Source organism: Dorea sp. AM13-35 (assembly GCF_003473885.1).
Lineage (GTDB): Bacteria > Bacillota > Clostridia > Lachnospirales > Lachnospiraceae > Dorea_D > Dorea_D hominis.
In genome coordinates this window covers 37,410-58,700 of record NZ_QUCZ01000007.1, presented here as the reverse complement: position 1 = coordinate 58,700, position 21,291 = coordinate 37,410, and the positions used below count along the sequence as shown (strand labels likewise).

General features: G+C 41.1%; 23 protein-coding genes. 3 read left to right on the top strand and 20 right to left on the bottom strand.

What is annotated here, in order from left to right:
- Positions 1–113: 113 nt before the first annotated feature.
- From DW152_RS08960 to DW152_RS08950, 3 genes are all read right to left on the bottom strand, one after another.
- A complete protein-coding gene (locus DW152_RS08960; RefSeq protein ID WP_118288457.1) occupies positions 114–1,100 on the bottom strand; it encodes a CPBP family intramembrane glutamic endopeptidase in 987 nt (328 codons plus the stop codon).
- A 99-nt stretch (positions 1,101–1,199) separates the two neighbouring features.
- Positions 1,200–1,691: a prolyl-tRNA synthetase associated domain-containing protein gene (locus DW152_RS08955; RefSeq protein ID WP_021861407.1), complete on the bottom strand. Its 492-nt coding sequence runs from the start codon at positions 1,689–1,691 to the stop codon at positions 1,200–1,202.
- Positions 1,692–1,777: 86 nt separating this feature from the next.
- On the bottom strand, positions 1,778–2,755 hold the full coding sequence (locus tag DW152_RS08950; protein ID WP_243059896.1) for a tRNA dihydrouridine synthase: 978 nt from the start codon (positions 2,753–2,755) through the stop codon (positions 1,778–1,780).
- A gap of 252 nt (positions 2,756–3,007) precedes the next feature.
- Between DW152_RS08950 and DW152_RS08945 the strand changes: the two genes are divergently transcribed.
- Positions 3,008–4,036: a YeiH family protein gene (locus DW152_RS08945; protein WP_118288456.1), complete on the top strand. Its 1,029-nt coding sequence runs from the start codon at positions 3,008–3,010 to the stop codon at positions 4,034–4,036.
- 174 nt (positions 4,037–4,210) lie between these two features.
- Here the strand turns inward: DW152_RS08945 and trpS are convergent, their stop codons facing one another.
- The 5 genes from trpS to DW152_RS08920 all read right to left on the bottom strand — a co-directional run bounded on the left by trpS (position 4,211) and on the right by DW152_RS08920 (position 8,607).
- Positions 4,211–5,272 (bottom strand): tryptophan--tRNA ligase, encoded by a 1,062-nt coding sequence (trpS, locus tag DW152_RS08940; protein WP_021861410.1) that lies wholly within the window; start codon positions 5,270–5,272, stop codon positions 4,211–4,213.
- 128 nt (positions 5,273–5,400) lie between these two features.
- A complete protein-coding gene (locus tag DW152_RS08935) occupies positions 5,401–6,432 on the bottom strand; it encodes a DnaJ C-terminal domain-containing protein (RefSeq protein WP_021861411.1) in 1,032 nt (343 codons plus the stop codon).
- A gap of 156 nt (positions 6,433–6,588) precedes the next feature.
- Complete coding sequence (locus tag DW152_RS08930; RefSeq protein WP_021861412.1) at positions 6,589–7,041, bottom strand: Hsp20/alpha crystallin family protein; 453 nt, start codon at positions 7,039–7,041, stop codon at positions 6,589–6,591.
- Between the two features lie 338 nt (positions 7,042–7,379).
- Complete coding sequence (locus tag DW152_RS08925) at positions 7,380–7,799, bottom strand: IS3 family transposase (RefSeq protein WP_199663833.1); 420 nt, start codon at positions 7,797–7,799, stop codon at positions 7,380–7,382.
- A gap of 166 nt (positions 7,800–7,965) precedes the next feature.
- Positions 7,966–8,607 carry a hypothetical protein gene (locus DW152_RS08920; protein WP_243059894.1) on the bottom strand — a complete coding sequence of 214 codons (642 nt, stop codon included), beginning with the start codon at positions 8,605–8,607 and terminating at the stop codon, positions 7,966–7,968.
- Positions 8,608–8,821: 214 nt separating this feature from the next.
- On the opposite strand from DW152_RS08920, the gene DW152_RS08915 reads away from it, so the two are divergent.
- Positions 8,822–9,850, top strand: coding sequence for an aldo/keto reductase (locus tag DW152_RS08915; protein WP_118288455.1), 1,029 nt, complete (start codon positions 8,822–8,824; stop codon positions 9,848–9,850).
- A gap of 83 nt (positions 9,851–9,933) precedes the next feature.
- Here DW152_RS08915 and DW152_RS08910 read toward each other — a convergent pair whose 3' ends face one another.
- From DW152_RS08910 to DW152_RS08900, 3 genes are read right to left on the bottom strand one after another with little or no spacing between them, the layout of a single operon-like run.
- Entirely contained in the window at positions 9,934–10,815 is an 882-nt protein-coding gene (locus DW152_RS08910) for an exonuclease domain-containing protein (RefSeq protein WP_118288454.1), read from the bottom strand.
- 45 nt (positions 10,816–10,860) lie between these two features.
- Entirely contained in the window at positions 10,861–11,118 is a 258-nt protein-coding gene (locus DW152_RS08905; protein ID WP_021861417.1) for a hypothetical protein, read from the bottom strand.
- Positions 11,119–11,159: 41 nt separating this feature from the next.
- Positions 11,160–12,884: an ABC transporter ATP-binding protein gene (locus DW152_RS08900; protein WP_118288453.1), complete on the bottom strand. Its 1,725-nt coding sequence runs from the start codon at positions 12,882–12,884 to the stop codon at positions 11,160–11,162.
- A 237-nt stretch (positions 12,885–13,121) separates the two neighbouring features.
- On the opposite strand from DW152_RS08900, the gene DW152_RS08895 reads away from it, so the two are divergent.
- On the top strand, positions 13,122–13,448 hold the full coding sequence (locus tag DW152_RS08895; RefSeq protein WP_021861419.1) for a tRNA-binding protein: 327 nt from the start codon (positions 13,122–13,124) through the stop codon (positions 13,446–13,448).
- A 133-nt stretch (positions 13,449–13,581) separates the two neighbouring features.
- On the opposite strand, the gene DW152_RS08890 is transcribed toward DW152_RS08895, so the two are convergent.
- From DW152_RS08890 to DW152_RS08855, 9 genes are all read right to left on the bottom strand, one after another.
- The gene (locus tag DW152_RS08890) at positions 13,582–14,424 is read right to left on the bottom strand and encodes an L-ribulose-5-phosphate 3-epimerase (RefSeq protein ID WP_021861420.1); all 843 of its coding nucleotides are present in this window, start codon (positions 14,422–14,424) and stop codon (positions 13,582–13,584) included.
- Positions 14,421–14,558, bottom strand: coding sequence for a hypothetical protein (locus DW152_RS13270; protein ID WP_158549892.1), 138 nt, complete (start codon positions 14,556–14,558; stop codon positions 14,421–14,423). The genes DW152_RS08890 and DW152_RS13270 overlap by 4 nt, the downstream gene beginning before the upstream one ends.
- A gap of 83 nt (positions 14,559–14,641) precedes the next feature.
- A complete protein-coding gene (locus DW152_RS08885; RefSeq protein WP_158549893.1) occupies positions 14,642–16,165 on the bottom strand; it encodes an alanine/glycine:cation symporter family protein in 1,524 nt (507 codons plus the stop codon).
- A 152-nt stretch (positions 16,166–16,317) separates the two neighbouring features.
- Positions 16,318–17,118, bottom strand: coding sequence for a metal ABC transporter permease (locus DW152_RS08880; RefSeq protein WP_021861422.1), 801 nt, complete (start codon positions 17,116–17,118; stop codon positions 16,318–16,320).
- A complete protein-coding gene (locus DW152_RS08875) occupies positions 17,118–17,801 on the bottom strand; it encodes a metal ABC transporter ATP-binding protein (protein ID WP_021861423.1) in 684 nt (227 codons plus the stop codon). The genes DW152_RS08880 and DW152_RS08875 overlap by 1 nt, the downstream gene beginning before the upstream one ends.
- Before the next feature lie 43 nt (positions 17,802–17,844).
- The gene (locus DW152_RS08870) at positions 17,845–18,753 is read right to left on the bottom strand and encodes a metal ABC transporter substrate-binding protein (RefSeq protein WP_117537385.1); all 909 of its coding nucleotides are present in this window, start codon (positions 18,751–18,753) and stop codon (positions 17,845–17,847) included.
- A 99-nt stretch (positions 18,754–18,852) separates the two neighbouring features.
- Complete coding sequence (locus tag DW152_RS08865) at positions 18,853–19,278, bottom strand: Fur family transcriptional regulator (protein ID WP_021861425.1); 426 nt, start codon at positions 19,276–19,278, stop codon at positions 18,853–18,855.
- A gap of 16 nt (positions 19,279–19,294) precedes the next feature.
- Positions 19,295–20,137, bottom strand: a complete 843-nt coding sequence (locus DW152_RS08860; RefSeq protein WP_117537427.1) for a putative ABC transporter permease — start codon at positions 20,135–20,137, stop codon at positions 19,295–19,297.
- A 53-nt stretch (positions 20,138–20,190) separates the two neighbouring features.
- On the bottom strand, positions 20,191–21,123 hold the full coding sequence (locus tag DW152_RS08855) for a ketopantoate reductase family protein (protein ID WP_117537386.1): 933 nt from the start codon (positions 21,121–21,123) through the stop codon (positions 20,191–20,193).
- Positions 21,124–21,291: the final 168 nt, after the last annotated feature.

The following is a 21,291-nucleotide window of genomic DNA, read 5'->3' as shown; positions in this document are numbered from 1 at the left end:
TTCTTATTTTTGTCCTACTATACTACAATTTTTCCAGCTTGTAAACCTCTTTTTTTCTTAAATTGTCAGATATTCAGATAATTACTTGTATATATGTAAAAAATCCGACTTCTCTACTCTTGAGAAGTCAGATTTTCCTGATGCAAAGTCTGTTCCGGTTTGTTCGGATGATCCGGCTTTTCATCGATCCGCTGCATCCATACATACATACTGGAACCGATCGTTCCACATAAAACAGTAATAATGCCGATCCGCATCGGATTTCTTGCCATCCACTCAAACCAGTTGTAATGTGTTGCAAATACGGAAATCAGATTTGCAACCATATGTGCAAATATCGGTGCTTTCACAGAACCGTATTTTTCATACATATAAGCATATACCACTCCAAGGAAAAGTGCATATATCATCTGAACCATATTGCCATGCAACAGGCTGAAGATCACTGCTGAATACAATGCCGCAGATAAAAATCCGCTCCGCATACGCAGCCTCTGAAAAACGAGTCCACGAAATACCAGTTCCTCACAGATTGGAACTAATATGCCAAGTGATATGCCCTGTATCAGAAGCGGTGCGGAATAGAATCCCTGCATTACTGTCTGATACTCCTCGCTGACAGTTGTAATGTTGCCTATAATAAGCAAGTTGTTCACTCCTACGCATAATGTTGCACTTAAGAGCGCTACTGCACTGTATTTCCACAGCGGCGCTTTCTTATTCGGTGTAAATCCGGTAAGTTTCTCCCTGATCCTGTCTTTATGGAACATGACAAGCAACACCGGAATTGTTACAAATGCCGCCACACCTTCCACATAGGAAGAAAGCCTTGCCGCTTCCTTTGTCACCGCTTTTAAAATCTGTACATAATCCTTCTGATATATGTTTGCAATCTGCTGTGCATAATCTGTCATCTGTGCCGACAGTCCATAATGTCTGATCATATATGCTGCCCCAATCGCTGCCGATGCCACACCGGATACAGTCATACCGATCACTATTTTCACTACGATCGGTCCCCAGATATACCAGATCTGGTTCCCGTAACTGTTGCGATTCACCGGGGGTGTCTGTTGTCCGTTGTATTGATAATGATCCATAGTATTCCTCACTTTCTTCTGTCACTGTACTATTCTACTTCGAACACAACGAACATGCAATTAAAAAACTATTAAATATCTTTATATTTTATAATTCTCTTATAATCGTACTTTTACAACATCCACATCCAGATCCCACAGGAATTTGTCCAGATCCTTAAATGATAAAAATACTGTCGCTGTATTCTCCAGCGGATGGATTCCCATGCTTTTGCATTTACTGAGATCTTTATCAATGAAAAATTCTACTGCGTGATCGGTATCATTCATCAGTCCAAACGGTGTCACACTTCCCTGTTTTACTCCCAGATATTTTTCCAGACGTTCTTCGGATGCAAAACTTAAATTGCCTGCTCCGAGCTGTCTTCCAAGAGATTTTAAATCTACTTTCTTCTTCTCATCACAGGTAACAAGGAAATGTCTCTTTCCTTTAGAGTCTCTCAGAAAAAGATTCTTACATAAAGTTCCTTTTTCGGGAAGTCCTAGCCTATCCATATCTTCCATTGTATGCACCGGTTCATGTTCCACAACTTCGTATTTAATTTTCAATTTATCAAGCGCATCATATACGCGTTTTTTCTGGTCTTCCATATTAAAAGCCCCTTTCTTCTCTTTGCAATTTCAGACAGTCTGTCTGTATTTACAAATAAACTTTTTATTTATTATATGGTATTTATTTAACGAAGTAAAGCGAAAATTTCTTGCACTTCTCGCTTATACTCCTCTATTGTCTGTGTTTTCTTGATTTTTCTTATTTTTTCCAGATGATCTGGATAATACCGCATCAAGTAAGTCCAGATTTCTTTCATTTTAAATAATACATATATTTCTTTCGGACTTGCTTCTTCATAATGAATGCAGATATCTTCCAGAAATGCTGCCATACGCTCTTTTTCTATCGAAAAGCCACCATAGCTTTGTATTTTCTTTTCATTTTTTAATTTCTCTGCTTCCAGTTCCATCAAAAGTCCCGGATTAGCAATCATTCCTCGTCCGATCATCCAGCAGTCTGTCTGTGGAAATCTCTGCTGCATCTCCTGGATATTTTTTACAGTATTCAGTTCTCCGTTATAGCAAAGACTGTGTCTGCTATGTTCTTCAGCATATGCATACCAGGAAAGTCTTACCTCATGCATATAGTAATCCTTCTGTACTCGCGGATGAATGATCAACTCTTCCAGCGGATACTGATTATATATAGAAAGAATCCGTTCAAATTCTTCCGGTTCATCTCTTCCAAGCCTCGTTTTCACAGAGATTTTCACATCTTTTTCATTCGAAAATACGGTATCCAGAAATCGATCCAGCTCTTCCGTCTTTGCAAGGAATCCGGAGCCACGGTATTTTGATGCAACCGTCCTTGACGGACAGCCAAAATTCAGATTGATCTCTTCGTATCCATATCGTTTCAGTTTTTCAATCGTCTGTACACAGTCATTTCCATTGTTGCTTAAAATCTGTGGAACAACAAAAAGTCCTGCATTATGCGCAGGCAGAATCTCTTCCTGTTCTTTCAAATTCAGCCCGCGCTTACTATGCGGTACGAAGAAAGGTGTATAATATTTATCCATTTTTCGAAAATACTTATGATACGCGTTCCTGAAAATATAGGTCGTGATCCCCTCCATCGGGGCAAGGTAATACTTTGCCATCATGTTCTCCTTTTCATCTTTCAACATTCTAGCAAAGCTTTCTCACCACTGCAATGATTTTTATACACTAGCTGTTTTGAAATAATTTTCCGATTGATCTAAACTTTGATCTGTCCTGTTATTATCGTATGGCTCGGTGACTGGCTTGTTTAAATATTACGAACTAATCTCCCTGTTCTGTTTTTCTTTTCATTTTTTTCATTGTGTGCTATCATATCTGACGGAAATATAACAAAATCTAAAGGAGTATATCAAATGGAATTTTTAAAGAAAAATGCGAAAGGGATCTTATTATGTCTCTGCATCGCTATTCCTTGCTGGATACTGGGACAACATTTTCCAATTATCGGCGGACCGGTATTCGGTATTCTTGCCGGGATGATCCTGACATTATTTATCAAAGACAAATCTGCTTTCCAGAGCGGAATTACTTTTGTATCAAAGAAAGTATTACAGTATGCTGTCATCCTTCTTGGGTTCGGGCTGAACCTGACTGTTATTCTGGAAACCGGGAAGCAATCACTTCCGATCATTGTAACCACAATCGCAACTTCTCTGATTCTTGCCTATGTATTGCATAAAATCATGCATATTCCGGGCAACATCTCTACTCTGGTTGGCGTCGGATCTTCCATCTGTGGTGGTTCTGCAATTGCAGCTACAGCACCGGTCATTGATGCAGATGATGACGAAGTCGCACAGGCAATCTCTGTAATCTTCTTTTTCAATATGATTGCAGCTTTACTGTTTCCAACGCTGGGCGGAATTCTTGGCTTTTCCACAACAAGCGGCGAATCATTTGGAATCTTTGCCGGAACGGCTGTCAACGACACCTCTTCTGTAACAGCAACGGCATCTACATGGGATTCTCTGTACCACCTGGGTTCTGCGACACTGGATAAAGCCGTTACCGTTAAACTGACACGTACACTTGCGATCATTCCGATCACTCTGGCACTTGCATTCATCCGCACACGAAGTCAGAAAGCTGAAGGCAAAAAAATAGAGCTGAAAAAAATCTTTCCAATGTTCATTCTTTATTTTGTACTTGCTTCTGTCATTACAACAATTGCGACTTCCTGCGGTATCTCCGCAGATGTATTCACTCCACTGAAAACACTGAGTAAATTCTTTATCGTTCTAGCCATGAGTGCAGTCGGTCTGAATACAAATATTATCAAGCTCATCAAAACCGGTGGAAAACCACTTCTGCTCGGTTTCTGCTGCTGGATTGGAATTGCTCTTGCAAGTCTTGGCATGCAGCATATACTTGGAATCTGGTAGGATATCTCTGCTGTAATAACAAAGTTACTACAGCAAAACGGCAGTTTATGGAATCAGATCTTTGAAAACATCTCAATTATATCTATCCACGAACTGCCGTTTTATTTTTTACTATTATTATAATTATCACAATCTCTGGCAGAAACTATCTCTGGCAGATTCCTTAAATATCAATTATTTTAACAAATCTGCATCGTCAAAGTAATTGATATGCATTGCATCTTTCACATCATGCAGTGTCTGGGCTGCTTTTGCACGGGCAACTTCTGTTCCGGCTTTCAGAATATCATAAACATCTGTCTTTCTGCTTTCCCAGTCTTTTCTTCTTGCACGGATTGGCTCCAGTTCTGCCTGCATAACATTATTCAGGAATTTCTTAACTTTCACATCACCAAGACCACCACGCTGATAATGTGCCTTTAATTCATCCAGATTTGCATAATCCGGTAAAAATTCTGCGAAATACTCATCCTTACAGAATGCATCCAGATAAATAAATACCGGATTGCCTTCTACCTGTCCCGGATCTTCCACACGCAGATGATTCGGATCTGTAAACATGGACATAACTTTCTTCTTAATGTCTTCCGGCTCATCAGACAAATAAATGCAGTTTCCAAGAGACTTGCTCATCTTCGCTTTACCATCAATACCCGGCAAACGCAGACATGCTTTATTAGACGGAAGAATGATCTCAGGCTCTGTAAGTGTCTCGCCATATACACTGTTGAACTTGTGTACGATTTCCTTGCACTGTTCTAACATCGGAAGCTGGTCTTCTCCAACCGGAACGGCTGTTGCACGGAAAGCGGTAATATCTGCCGCCTGGCTGATCGGATAGCAAAAAAATCCAACCGGAATACTTGCTTCAAAATTACGTTGCTGGATCTCAGCTTTTACTGTAGGGTTTCTCTGTACACGGGATACAGTGACAAGATTCATATAATAAAATGTAAATTCTGTCAATTCCGGAACCATAGACTGAATGAAAATATTCGCTTTCTCCGGATCGATTCCGCAAGCAAGATAATCCAGCGCTACATTTATAATATTCTGACGTACCTTCTCCGGATGCTCTGCATTATCTGTCAGTGCCTGTGCATCCGCGATCATAATATAAATCTCGTCAAACTTACCGGAATTCTGCAGTTTTACACGCTCTTTCAGGGATCCTACATAATGTCCTACGTGAAGCCGACCGGTCGGACGGTCACCTGTTAAAATAATTTTGCTCATTCTTGTTCTCCTTACGCTATATCATTCACACATTTCCATACGGAAAGTGTATTTTTCTTAACCCTTTTATTATAAAGCGCGAACGACAGACCGTCAACAATACAGGCAACAAAAAAAGAAAAAGGCACTTACGCAGCGCCTCTTCCTTTTTTTTCACAGGCTTCTTCAAAAGCCTTTAATTTTCTCTTTGCATCTTCGCTCAGATTTTTCGGTACCTGGATTCGAACAGTTATATATTGATCTCCCCGTATATTTTTATCTTTCATAGATACGATTCCTTTTCCACGAAGTCTGATCTTCGTTCCAGACTGTGTACCCGGTGCGATTTTACACATAACCTTACCGGTCAGCGTCTGCACGATTGTTTCTCCTCCCAGCACAGCTGTTGTAAATGGAATCTGAACAGTACTGTATACGTCTTTTCCTTTACGTTCATATCCCGGTTTCATGCTGACAGTCACTTTCAAGAACAGATCACCGTCTTTTCCACCGCCATATCCCGGACTGCCTTTGCCACGAAGCCGGATGCTCTGTCCGGTATCAATTCCGGCAGGTATCTTCACTTTCAGAGACTTCCGTTCTCCGCTTCCATCTGTCACATGGATCAGTTTTTCACATCCGAAAGCCGCATCATCAAAGGAAACTGTAATATCCGCTTCCACATCTGCACCATCCTGTTGAAAACTCCTTCCATAATTTCTGTAGGAATTTCCGCCCTGGTGTCCTGTTTGTCTGCCGAAACCTCCAAATGAACTGTGTGCGCCGCCGAAACCATGAAACGCACCACCGAACATCTGCTTTAGGAAATCATCCATATCTCCATTTCCTTCGAAATGATATTCATGAAATGTACCATCCGGTCCTGCATAACGGTAAGTGCCGCCACCAGACGCACTACCATTTCCATAAGCACCGTCAGCTCCCATAGATCCGTCAAATGCTGCATGTCCATACTGGTCATACATTTTTCTTTTTTCTTTATCACTTAATATATTATATGCTTCGGTAGCTTCCTTAAATTTCTCCGCTGCCTGCTCATTTCCTGCATTCGTATCCGGGTGGTACTTTTTCGCCAGTTTACGGTAAGCTTTTTTTATTGTTCCGGTATCTGCATTACGCGCAACTCCAAGAACATCGTAATAATCTCTTTTCGCCGCCATAAAATCCCTCCCGTTTTTCTTTATTGCTGTTATTTACACCCCACACAGAGTGTATTGTAATCTTGTTTTAACATTTTATGAAAACCATCTATATGAAGATTACCCCGCGGGATCATGCCCGCGAGGTAATACGAATTTTACATTGCAGCTCTGTTGTTATCCCTCAATGCTGATATAATGTTTCTTCTCTTCTACCGGTTTTGCTTCCTCTTTTGGAACGCTGAAGGAAAGAATACCATTCTCATATTTCGGATGGATATCTTCTTCCGTTACATGTTTGCCTACATAAAAGCTTCTGCTCATGCTTCCTGCATAACGTTCTTTTCTGATGTAAGTTCCATCCTTCTTCTCTTCATCCTTATCCAGTCCTTTAGCTGCGCTGACTGTTAAAACTCCTTCTTTCAGTTCCATCTGAATCTCATCTTTCTTAAATCCAGGAAGATCAATATCTACTTCATAACCCTCTTTGGTATCTTTTACGTCTGTCTTCATTAAGTTCTTTGCATGTTTACCATAGAGTTCTTTCTCTACATCCGGGAATTTCGGGAATGTAAAATCATTCATAAAATCATCAAATAAGTTTTCTCCAAAAATACTAGGCATCATCATAAGTCATATCTCCTTCCAATACTTTATAAATATTATTAAGCACATATGAAATATTCGTCTGGAATATCTGATGTGTTGTTATCTGGAACATCCAGGATTCCGGATTTCTAAGAAGTTCTTTCTTTTTACCCCTCTTCCTTTGTTCTAGTTGTACTATAACATTTACTATTAGCACTGTCAAGAGGTGAGTGCTAATTATTTTGTGAAGATTTTGTGAACACTACAAGCCATGCAAAATGGTAAAAATAACGCCCTGCAAGTTGGTGTGCTCCCCGTCAAGAGGACAATAAAAAATAATAAATTTTTGTATCGTCAGCCATGCTATGGCTGGCGATATTTTATGCTGCTTTTGTATATTGCTTATGATATTTCATTGGTGTCATTACATGCAGTTTCCTTTGAAGTCGTTGGTTGTTGTAGTAATCTATGTAATTAGCTATCGCAGTAATCAAAGAGCTTCTGTCATTAAAACGCTGTTTATAATACATTTCTCGTTTTAGAATTCCCCAAACCCCTTCCATTGGTCCATTGTCAATACAGTGGGCAACTCTAGACATACTCTGCTTCATATGATGTTTTTTTAATCCAGTATAAAACTGTGCGCTTGTATATTGAAAGCCTCGATCAGAATGAACTAATGGGTGTGCATCTGGCTCCTGACGAACAGCCTCATCAAACGTGTCCATAACTAATGGATTACAACTGCTGATACTACCGGAGCCGATGTTGTAAAAAATGCTTTGGATCAAGCCAATCATTTTGAAGGATCTGCTGAAGAAGCCCAAGTTGCCATGTTCCTGAAACAATTAGGAATCAAATATAGCAAACTCACCAAAGATAAATTTGTCATGGTCTTTCCGATGAATAGCTGGGCTGGCTTTTCATTGAAATTTCTTATGCTTTTTCGTTGACATTTAATACTGTTCAATGTATCATATAATCAAGAAATGGGTTTGTTACCGTACAGCTATTGCTCAAGCGGGGTGCTCGTTTCTTTTTTATGTTCACCATGTCATACAGATATAAATTTCCGTCTGCAGCATGTCGTATCAACATTTCTATCCTGAATATATTAAACCGTTCAAGATCTCCAGTATCATTGTTATATACTGGAAGTGCAAACCTTGTCGTAAATCTATACCAGCCAAACTTTGCATCAACGTTATGCTTTCCTTTAAAGTTTTCCTGCCATCGTTTATTCGTAGCACATTGAAGAAGCATAGGAATTCCCTGGGTAGCATTAGCCTTTGCTTTCGCACTCGCTCCATATAATCTTTTGGTATCTCCAGATCCTTTTAATTCTCCTGGAAAATCTGAACCAATATAGACTTGATCCGAGGTTTCGACTACTTCATAGCAATCTCCTATGTATTCTTTTAAATACTGCTCAACTTCTTCCCAATTGATATTCCTCTTTCCTTTAAAACGAATATCACTGATTACAACAATTTTCTTTCCATCCAAATCAGCGCCACAATTAACGCCATTAGCGCCATTTTTAGTGTCATTGGCGTTAATTATGGCGTTATTGGTATCAACCTGACCTCGATAAATATTGATACGCAAATCAACTTTGCCAGACAAAATAACCGATGCAACGGAAAGCCTGTAAAACAGCCACTTTCGAGATACACAAGACAGGACAAAAATCGACTTCCATTATCAAGAGTGCGTGCAATTTTTTGAAATTTTTTCAGATGTAACTATCAAAGAAAAGTGTTATATTATAATTACTTAATATAAATTCCACTTTGATAATCCATAATGAGGAGGAAAATCTATGAAACAAGTTACATTAGGAAAAACAGGTATTACTGTTCCACAGAATGCGTTCGGCGCTTTACCAATCCAGCGCGTCTGTCAGGACTATGCTGTGAAATTGCTGCGCAGAGCCTATGAGGGTGGCATGCGTTTCTTCGACACGGCAAGAGCCTACAGCGACAGTGAGATCAAGGTTGGGGAAGCCTTTAATGGTATGCGAGCCAAGGTATACATCGCCACTAAAACAGCCGCCAAGACACCGGACGATTTCTGGAAAGAGCTGGAAACTTCCTTAAAAAATCTCCGTACAGACTATATTGACATTTATCAGCTCCATTGTGTACCACAGTGTTACCGTCCAGGAGATGGCACTGGAATGTATGAATGCCTACAAAAAGCAAAAGAAGAAGGTACGATCCGCCATATCGGAATTACTGCACATAAGCTGGGTGTAGCAGAAGAAATCGTCGAAAGCGGTCTGTACGAGACTTTGCAGTATCCGTTCAGTTATCTTTCTTCTAAAAGGGAAATCGCACTGGTGAACGCCTGTAAAGAAAAAAATATGGGATTTATCGCTATGAAGGGACTTGCCGGCGGTCTGATCAACCGCTCCGAAGTAGCCATGGCTTATATGACGCAATACGATAATGCGCTTCCAATCTGGGGAATCCAGAAAGAGGACGAACTGGAAGAATGGCTCAGCTACATGGAGCAGACGCCATCCATGACACCGGATCTGGCCGCTTACATTGAAAAAGAGCAGAAAGTATTGACCGGAGAATTCTGCCGCGGCTGTGGATATTGTATGCCATGTCCTGCCGGTATCCAGATCAACAATTGCGCCAGAATGTCTTTGATGCTCCGCCGTGCGCCATCCGAAGCCTGGCTGACACCTGAAATGCAGGAAGAGATGCGCAAAATTGAAAACTGCCTGAACTGCGGACAGTGCAGGCAGAAATGTCCGTATGAATTAAACACACCGGAGCTTCTGAAAAAGAATTATGAAGATTACAAAAAAGTACTTGCCGGAGAAGTAAAAGTACAGTAACCAGCCTCTCCACGCACAAAATCATAACAGTCGTGGTTCTCCCACCAAAACAGGACTGGTCACACTTAGAATGATGTGATCAGTCATTTTTCCTTCATCCGCTCCATATATTCTTCCGGTTCTTCAAATGAACTGTCTTCTCCGGTACAGATCACTCTCAAGTCATCTAGGAGCGCTCTCGCTTCCATCATCCCGCTTTTCTCCAGTTCATTTATAAGCTCTCTGCTTTTTCTGACTACAGCTTCCGATATTCCATCCCACTTCTCGTGGAATCTCCGGTATCTGTAATACAGTTCTTTTTCCTTCATATATTGTCTGAGCATCTGTGCCGCACGCTCCGGACAGCCGTGTACATCCAGATATGCAATCACATTTTTCAAATCCACTGCGTCTTCCAGTGCATCATGACTGACAGAAGAGCCAAGTCCGCATAACAGCTTCAGATTCGCAATGCCTATGCTGTGCATATTCAGCTTTCTGGAATAGATTCCCTCGATATCGCGCATCTGTTCAAGCATCTGACTCACTGTCTTGCGGATGTGTTTGGAAATGCCTGTCCGGTAATATTTTAAATCCTGGCTAATCACCTGCTGATCCGGTCCCCATACGCAGATTATTCTGACATTACGTGCGCGCAGTTTTCTTGCCACTTCTTTCATAACCTGTTCATAAGGTGGTGCCTGCAGGAGCTCCTCTTCCGTGATCCCGGTAAGCTCACGGAATTTATCATGCAGCGGTTCATCATTATAAATATAAGAATGGAACCTCTCTACTTCCTCAAAATTCTCCCGACAGATCACCATACCAAGCGATACCAGTTTTGCCGGTGGACCGCCTTTCTTCTGTGACGTCACATATTCGGAATCCAGAAAAGCAATCCTTCCTTCTTCCAGAAAATCTGCAGCTTTAAAAACTGCTTTTGATTTTTTTCTTTTGATTGTATATTTCTTTCTTGTCTTTCCCAAAGAGCCACCTCTTGTTCATCAACTTATTTTTCGCTCCGGCACTTTTTATGCGTCAAAATCTGCCTCGAACGTACCTTCCGGTGTTTTCATTGTTAAGATTCCGAGATTAAAATCTTCATCCTGAATTGTAATATGATATTCAAAAATTACATCATCCTCAATTTTGGATAATAAAATATACTCTCCGTTTTCTTTTCCTTCAATCTGGTCACAGATATCATCATATACATCTGCTCCGGAAATCTTTCTCGGGTATCCTGCTTCTTTTATCTTTTTTTCAATTACTTCGAATAATTCATTCATCTGTCTGCCTCACTCTCTGATATCATCTGTTTATTAAACTCTTACACCATTTCATTATAATGTGCATAAATGCCATTTTTTTTCAAAAGTTCTTCATGCGTACCGCGTTCTTCAATTCCACTCTCTGCTACAACAAGTATCTCGTCCGCATTCCGTATCGTAGATAACCGATGTGCGATCGTAATGGTTGTGCGGTTTTTCGCCAGCTCTTCCAGGCTCTTCTGGATATGACGTTCACTTTCATTGTCCAATGCACTGGTTGCTTCATCCAGAATCAAGATTGATGGATTCTTCAAAAATACGCGGGCGATCGATATTCTCTGCTTTTGTCCACCGGACAGTCTTGTTCCACGTTCTCCTACAAATGTATCATAATCATCCGGTAATCCCATAATAAAATCATGAATATTCGCCTTTTTTGCTGCACTTTCAATCTCTTTCTGCGAAGCTCCCGGTTTTCCATATGCAATATTTTCCCGGATTGTTCCACAGAATAGATAGACATCCTGCTGCACCAACCCGATCGTCTCACGAAGACTCTCGAGTGTAAGATTTCTGATATCTTTTCCGTCAATCGTTATTTTTCCACCTGTCACATCATAAAATCTCGGAAGTAAAGAACAGATGGTTGTCTTTCCACTTCCGGAAGGTCCGACAAGTGCAATTGATTTTCCTGCCGGAATTTCAAATGACACATGGGAAAGTACCGATGTATCATCATCGCTGTAATGGAAAGAAACATCCTCATAGCAGACATGCCCTGTTACATCTGTAAGTTCTTCTGCTCCCGGCGCATCTACAATTTCCGGCTCTGTATCAATAACATCCAGGAAACGATGAAAACCGGATAAGCCTTTCTGCATCATTTCTGTCAGTTCTACAAGAATCTGGATCGGACTGATGAAGATTCCGATATATAATGCATACATGGCAAGATCAGCAGCTTCCATCTGTCCATGTGCGATCAGCCATCCACCAAATACAAGTGTCACCAGATACATCAATCCCTGGAAAAAGAGATTTCCACTCATAAAACTTCCCATACAGTGATAATTGGCATCTTTGGATTTTAAAAATCCTTCATTGCTTTTCTTGAATTTTTCACATTCAACTGTCTCATTTGCAAAAGACTGCACAACCCGGATTCCCGCAAGTGTATCCTGCAGACTCGCATTCACATCTCCGATCTTTCTCCGGTTATCCATAAAAGTTTCCTGCATTTTACGATTTTGTCCATAAGAGAAAAACAGCATAAATACAACCAGCACCAGCAATGGAATCGCCAGTCTCCAGTTGATCAGGAATAAAAATACAAACGAACCGATGATCTTAATCAGTGAGATAAATAAATTTTCCGGTCCATGATGTGCAAACTCAGATATATCAAACAAATCTGAAACTAATTTGCTCATCATCTGTCCGGAATTGTTCTGATCATAATAAGAAAACGATAATTTTTCATAATGTTCAAATAATTGCTGGCGCATGTCGCGTTCCATTCTCGCTCCCATCATATGTCCCTGATAGCTGACATAATATTTACAGCCCATCTGCACAAGATATACAATCAGCAAAACAATTCCGACCGGTAATAGCGCATGCAGTATTTTCTCCGGTGTTTCGGTAAATAATGTCTTCGTCATTGTACGAAGGATCTGCGGAAATGCCAGATCCACAAGACTTATAACCGCCGCGCATACAAGATCAAGGAAAAATACACCTTTATACGGCGCATAATATTGAATAAATTTCTTTATTGTATACATAAAAATGCCCTCTTTCTATAATGATTCAATATGCCTGATTCATTTTCGGCACTTTTCCTATTATAAATGATTTTCTTTCGTACTTCCACCCTTTTATAACCATTCTCTATGTTACATAACTGTTCTTTCACACATTTTTTCAATAAACTTCTTTTCTTATTGATACTTGTTTCACAAACACTTTAAGTATATACTATAGCATATACTATTCTATATATTATCTGAGGAGGTATCGCTATGATTTCTTTAGAACATTTTGATGAAATTGACATGCGTGTCGGCACAGTTACTGCCGTGTCCCTGAACAAAAGAGCGCGAAAGCCAGCTTATAAAATCACTGTAGACCTCGGTGATGAACTCGGTATTAAAAACAGTTCGGCACAGCTTACAAATTATGAACCGGAAGAACTGATTGGAAAACAGGTTGTCTGTATATGTAATTTTGAACCGATCCGGATCGGTGATGTAAAAAGTGAAATCCGTATTCTCGGAAGTGATACCGACAAAGGATGCATTATATTGACATCCGTCTCACCGGTGAAGAATGGAAGTAAGATTTATTAAATCTGCTAATTTGCAGTTGCTAATTGTTCCGTATAAAAAGAGATTACCTGATGCAGGGTATGTCACCTCAACAGGTAGTCTCTTTCTGTTATAGCTTCAAAAATCAGGTTTTCTGATTTGTCATGTATTCATGTTATTCCTGTGCATCCAGTAATTTTCTCATACTCTGATTTGCAAAGCAAATATCTTCTTTCCAACTGTCCTGCCCTACATCCCAGAGTTCCGTTACATAACGGCGCACGCCCAGTTTCCATGCCGTTTTAATGACTCTCTCAAATTCCACGTGTCCGGTCAGGAATGGAACTTCGCGGAAAATTCCCGGTTTTGTTTCTTTCAAATGCAGTGCGATCAGTCTTCCTTCACCAAGCAACAGATCTTCACACACATCATGCTTATATAAAACCGCTGCATTCGTAATATTACCAGCATCCGGATAGATTTTCAGATACGGAGAATTGACACGGTCTACATAATGAACAGCCTTTCCGACTGTATTCATAAATTCATTTTCCATTGTCTCAAATCCAAGAAGCACGCCTTCTCTCTCTGCCACTTCTGCCATAATATGGATATTTTCAAGGAAATACCGTTTCGTCTCTACTGTAGATTCTCCAAAATAAATATCATATCCCGGAATCATCACTGTACGTATGCCAATTGCTGCTGCAAATTCAATTGATTTAACTGCAATCTCCATGCCACGGTTACGGATCTCCGGATCCGGATCTCCTACTGCGTATTTTGTCAATGCACTGACACTCATAGACTGGATTGGGACTCCCGTCTCAAACATTGCATCTACGATTTCTTTACGCTCCTGTTCACTCATATACACACGGCTGATACGCTTCTCTGAAGCATCAATGCTGATCTCCATGTAATCATATCCACAGTCTTTTGTACATTCAAGCATTTCCTTCCAGGAAAGTGTACTTCTCATTGCTTTTTCATACAAGCCTATCTTATACTTCTTCACACTGCCACCTCTCTCATTTTCTTTGTTACATCTGTTGTCGTTCCTGTAAATAGCCTGCTTTTATTATCCCACATTTTTTTCAGATACGCAATCTTCACAGCATCTTTTATTCTCGGATCATCCGTCTGATCCACAAGCACGCCCCCGTTAAAACCAAAATTAGAGCCTTATCCGATATAAGTTTCCGGATAGGCTCCATTTTCTTCAAAAACAGATACTATGATTTCTTTGCGTATCCAAGTGATTCGTTCTCATAGTCTCCGCGTTCCTTTTTCTTCTGAACATATGTATCCCATACACCAGCTTCGTCTTCAATACCAACTGTCGCAGGATCAAATAAAGGATCTAATCCAAGCTTAATCTGTGTCTCATAATCCTTTACAATCTTCAGTACTTTCGGTGTCAGAAGCAGAACACTGAATGTATTTACCCATAACATACAGCCGACTCCGATATCACCCATTGGCCAGATGGTATCTCCGTCGATCAAGATTCCAAACAGGCAGAAAATTAAAAATAAAATTCTGACTACAGTTACAATCATCCTGTTCTCTCCAAAAAGATATTTGCATGTTGATTCTAACTGATAAGAATAAGACAACATGGTTGTAAAAATAAAGATAAACAACATCACTGCAAGCAGCATTGCTCCTGCTTTTCCAATTGTATCGGACATCGCTTCCTGCATGAATGCGATTCCGTACTGTACTCCCGGCGCGTGTTCAATCAGAAGTGCTGCGCTCTTACCACCGTCTGCTGAGACATTATAAGTTCCTGCCATCAATACGGAAATTCCGGTACAGGTACATACAAGCAATGTGTCAATATATACAGATAATCCCTGCACAAGTCCCTGCTTTACAGGATGTGAGGTGTCTGTTGTAGCTGATATTAACGGGCTCATACCATTACCTGCATCATTGGAGAAGAATCCACGTTTAATTCCCCATGCAACTGCGGAACCTACGATTCCGCCAAATACAGCATCCTTACCAAATGCACTTGTAAAAATAGATCCAAATACACTCGGTACTTTCTGGATGTTCATTACGATGATCAGAATCGTGATCAGGAAATAAACACCGCACATGATCGGTGCCAGAAATTCTGCAACCTGTCCGATTCGTTTGATACCGCCCATGATGACGATACCGACGATCACTGTCATTGCAAGTCCAACTACAATAAACGGAAGTCCAAACGCTCCGTTTACTGCTGTAGCTGCTGTCTGTGTCTGCATCGCCGGAAGTAAAAATCCCGGTCCGATAAATACCGCAATACAAAACAGTACAGCAAGTACCTTTCCGAAATATTTATTCTTCATTCCTCTGGACATGTAGAATGCCGGACCTCCGGTCAGCTCTCCCAGATTTCTTGTCTTATAAGCCTGTCCGAGCATACACTCTACCATTCCGGTAGATGCTCCTAAGATCGCTGTGATCCACATCCAGAACAATGCTCCCGGACCACCCATGAAGATCGCTGTCGCTGTTCCGGCAATATTACCAGTTCCGACACGTCCTCCGACCGTCGTCGCAAATGCCTGAAATGGTGACAGACCTGTATCTTTGTCATTGTGGCCTTCTTCGAGCAGGCAGTGAACCATATCTTTTAATCGTCTCACCTGCATGCCGCGAAGTCTTACTGTGAACCAAAGTGCAGCAACCATCAGGAACACACACATAACCGGTGCCCATATGATGTCGTTGACCATGTTCATAACTTTTACAAATACTTCCATTTTCCCTTTTCCCTTTTCCCTTAAATATTTTGCCAATGCATTTATGTTACCATAAGACATCCTGCGTTTCAAATATTTTTCGGCATAATCCCACATAAAAAAGAAGAAGTTCTCACACATGATATGGTAGAACTTCTTTGTTAATTTTCTATCTATCGTATAAATACTCTTTTCGCGATCACTACAACGAGAAACCACAGTACTTCTAGCAGTACGATTGTTCCTCCCGGTTTCACTCCCACATAGTAAGATAAAAATAATCCTGTAATTGTCGTGACCACTGCAACGATCACTCCACACACCAGCGTCATGCGGTAACTCTTTGCCATCTGCATCCCACAGGCAACCGGAACTACCAGCATGGAGGACACGATCAGTGTTCCGACCGTTCTGGATGCTGCCGATACCGTTAGCGCTGTCAGAATCGTGAAAATAAAGTTCACTTGTCTGACCGGAACGCCGGAGATTCTTGCCGCATTTTCGTCAAATCCAATATAGAAAAGTTCTCTGGAAAAGATGCCAAGCACAAGCAGGACTGCCACACTAATGATACATACTGCGAGCATTTCTCCCCTGCTGATCGACACAATACTTCCAAATAAAAAGCTGTTAAAGTTCGCACTGTCTTCCACAAAACCGGAAAGCACACCTGCCAGCCCGATTCCCGCCGACATAATGATCGCAATTGCCATCTCCGAGTAACGCGGTATTTTTTTTCGAATAGCTTCAATTCCAAATGCCGCAACAATGCAAAGCGCCCCCGCACCAAGTACCGGATTGATTCCAAGTAAAAGTCCAAGTGCTACACCTGCCAGTGACGAATGTGACAGTGCATCACCCACCATGGACAGTCGCTTTAATACAATCGTAATTCCGATACACGGCGTGATCACTGCAAGAAGAAGCCCTACTACAAAAGCTCGCTGCATAAATCCATACTGTAAAATCTCCATTACTCTGTAATGCCTCCTTCATCTGCTTTAAAATGTCTGTTTACTCCACAGAATAATTTTGTATTTCCATGTGTTACCATCAAAATCGTAAGTCCTTCTTCGTTCTTTTTCTGTAACACTTTCGCAAGTGCTTCCAGTGAAACAGAGTCTACGCCGACGGTTGGCTCATCCAGTATGAGAAGTCCCGGATCTGCTGCCAGAACTCTTGCCAGCATGACACGCTGCTGCTGTCCACCGGAAAGCTCACCGATTCTTCGTTTCAGGAAACTTTCCATTCCAAGTTCTGTCAGCGCCACTGTGATCTTTTGTCTGCACGCTTTTCTGCTCAGCCGCTTCTTGAAAGGGCGGTAAAGACCTGTCATCATCACTTCCTCTACGGTTGCCGGGAAGTCTTTGTTCCCACTGATACTGTTCTGCGGCACATAACCAATCTTAAGTTCTTTAAAATCCGCTTTCCCAATTTTTTTTCCAAAAATCTCCACAGTTCCCTGATCCGGTTCCAATTCTCCTAAAAGGAGCTTTAAGAACGTACTTTTTCCACTTCCGTTTTCTCCGGTCAGGATTGCATAATCACCACTGTTCAGACATATATTTACATTTTCCAATATAGGTACATCCCCGGTATAATGAAAAGAAACATCCTTCATCTGTATAACTTCCATTTTGCCACCTGCTTTCTGCATGTTTACCCTCACTGTCTTTTCCCAAAACGCTTTCTTATTTTTCTTAATTATCGAGAGCTTTCTTAAGTGTCCTGAGATTCTCTTCCATCACAGAAAAATAATCTGCACCCGCTTTCTGATCTTCATCGCTCATTCCTTCAAGTGTATCCAACACTGCCGTCTTTGCACCGATTTCTTTTGCGATCGTCTCTGCCACTTTCGGGCTTACCAGTTCCTCAAAGAAAATCGTACCTACATCATGTTTCTTAGCAAACTGGATGATTTCTTTCATTCTTGCAGCATCCGGCTCCGAATCTGATTGAATCCCTTCAATACCAATCTGCTTCAGATCATAAGCGCGGCACAGATATCCAAATGCTTCATGCGCCGTGATCACTTCTTTTCTCTTAATCTGACCGAGTGTTCTTTTATACCGCTCATCCAGTTTTTCACATTTTTCGGCATTTTTTTTGTAATTTTCCTCATAAACATTTCTGTGTTTTGGATCTGCTTTTATCAGTGCATCTTTGATATTTTCCATTTCCTTTTTTGCATTGAGCGGTGCAAGCCAGACATGCGGATCACTGCCTGTAAGCTTAACTCCCTTACTTGCTTCTGCGACAACAAGCTCTTTGTTATCCAATGTATTTAAAATTGTATCCGTCCAGTGTTCCATCTCTGCGCCGTTATATACAAACACATCTGCATCTTCCAGACTGGCTACATCTCTTGCGCCTGGTTCCCATTCATGTGGTTCTGTTCCTGCCGGAACAAGGTTCTTCACTTCCACCTGATCTCCGCCTATTTTTTTTGCAAGATCATACATCATATAAAAACTCGCCACAACCTGTACTTTTCCATTTGCTTTTTTACGCTCCATGCTGCTTTCCTTTCCACATCCGGTTACAAGCATGGAAATTGCCAATAAAAAAAGCACCACTGTGCTGAAACGATAACGGAATGTCTTCTTCATCCTAATCATCCTCCAAAAATGCAACTCATTTGCATTTAACACAATAATGCTTTTTCAGTTATTTGTCAATATCTTCTTCGATATTTGCAACTCATTTGCTTATTTATCTTCCATTTTTTTCTCGCAGTCACCGCAGATCCCATGCAGCAGATCTCCTTCACACAACAGACGGAACTTATGATCTTCTTTTAGATGGTTGCGGAACTCATCCATAAACCCACAGTCCAGATGCAGGATTCTTCCGCATTTGACACATTTCAAATGCAAATGCTGTACACAATGCCCCATCTCTCCGGAATACTGATAAACTGCTCTTTCTGATCCGGCATCCGCATACTTGATGATTACATGTTCTGCCAGAAGTTTATCCAGATAACGGTAAATCGTTGTCGTATTTGCCTTTATCTCTTTTTCTTCCAGATGCTTCTTAATATCGGAAGCACTGACCGTTACTGACCAGTTCTGTTTCAGATATTCCAGAATCTCCGTTCTCGTTTTTGTTATATATGTTTTTCGCTCTGCCATTGCTTTCGCCTCTTTGTTATTTATTTTTCTTTGCTGCTTTTCTTGCTTTTTTCAGTGCTTTCGTCGCAAGCCATTCTGAACGTCTGAACTCTTTTAATCTTCCAAACTGCTCCTTATGAAGTCTTGGCTGCATCTTCGGGAATGCACGCAGCATACGTGTTGTCATTCTAGGACTGCGTTTCTGCAATTCCAGATACATACCACGAAGCTCCTCTTTTCTCGCTTCTGTCTGTTCTTTTATGCGCTCCTGGCGTTCCATGCCTTCCATGACACTTTTGTAAATATCGCTGCCGATCTGATCAGAGATCCGGTGGAACTCTGCGGCAATCTCCTCCATTTTCTCCAGACGTTTATTAAATTTCAGGATTGCAGCTACCGTTACGGAAATATCAACAAAAATACTGATACCAAATGCAACGTCCTCACCGATTGTCAGCCACTTCGGTACAAGCAGTACCAGTTTACAGATCAGCGGATGGACGATCTTTACAACAAATACACACGCTGCACCCCACGCCGCCGAAAAAGGAATACACACATAGCCATTCAGATTAAATGGAACTTCCGAGTAATCCCACCATTTGTGATGAAATAATTTGTCCAGCGCAAATCCGGTCAGCCACTCCAGTGTCGTTGTAAGCACAATCGACAGTAAATATAATAATCCAAGTTGATGCGCGTACGGATCTAAAAGCTGTACAACGATCACAACACCGACTCCATAGATTGGACAGATCGGACCGTTCAAAAACCCACGGTTTACGAATTTCCGTTCCTTGACTGCGGCATAGGCAACCTCTGTACACCAGCCGAGAAAGCCGTAAATAAAAAAGTATAAAATAATATTCTGTATTTCCATATTCATCTCTTTTCTTCTATAATTTTTATTCTGCTGCCAGCTTACCGGTCATTTTAAAACTGAAACAATCCGTCATTTTTCTGCTCCAGTACTTTAATTCCGTTCAGAAACAGCCGGCAAATAGGTGTTGCCACGCCAAGTTCTTCTCCCATGCGTACCATCTCGCCTGCAAACATCTCAATCTCTGTCTTCTTTCCTGCTTCTATATCCTGAAGCGTAGACGGCTTATTCTGCGGCGGGATTCTTTTGATCGTTTCATACTGGTCGTCTAACTGCTCCTGGGTAATGATAATTCCTTTTGCTTTTGCAACTGCACGGACTTCTTCCATTGCTTCTACGCGGATAGCACTTGCTTCTTTGCTTTTTACATAAGCGCCAAACGGAATACCAAGAAGTGCACAGGTCAGATTCTCACCAACATTACACATATATTTAAACCACAGCCCGTTCAACATATCCTTCCGGATCACATATGGAATATCACAGCGTTCTAATACTTCTTTTATTGCTTCTACTCTCCCGGACAATGTCTCATTTATTTTTTCCCCAAAATAAATCTTTCCCCAGTACGGATCAAAATCTGCTTTTCCATCCTTCATTACAATCGACATCCGCATATAAGAATACAGTACATGCTCCCATCCATATGCTGCCGCTACCTGCTCCTCACTGTTCACACCGTTCATAACGCATAAGATCTGTGTATCCGGTCCGACAAATTTCTCAATATCTTTAATTGCCTGTGCAAGTCCCAGATCCTTTGTTGCCATAATGATCAGATCTGTCGGTGTTCCATCTTCCGGAGTACAGATTGGAAAATGATAATTTACACCATTGACTGTCACGCCTTTTGTCTGTAGTCTTTCTTTTCTTTCCCCTTCTGCGATCACGCAGAAATTCTCTCTTCCAAGATGTTCCTCCATACGTGGCGCGAAAAATACGCCCATCGCTCCCAGTCCGATCAGTGCTGCATTTTTTATATCCATCTTTTTTCCTCCTGTCTGTATTCATAAGCTGTCATGTACTATAGATTCCATACGAATTGTTCCGCACTTCGTACTTCCACAATTCTCTCCGATCATTCGCATATCATTTTTATCATAGCAAAATCCGGAATAAATTTCCACACCTACAATATAAAAAGAATCAAGGCT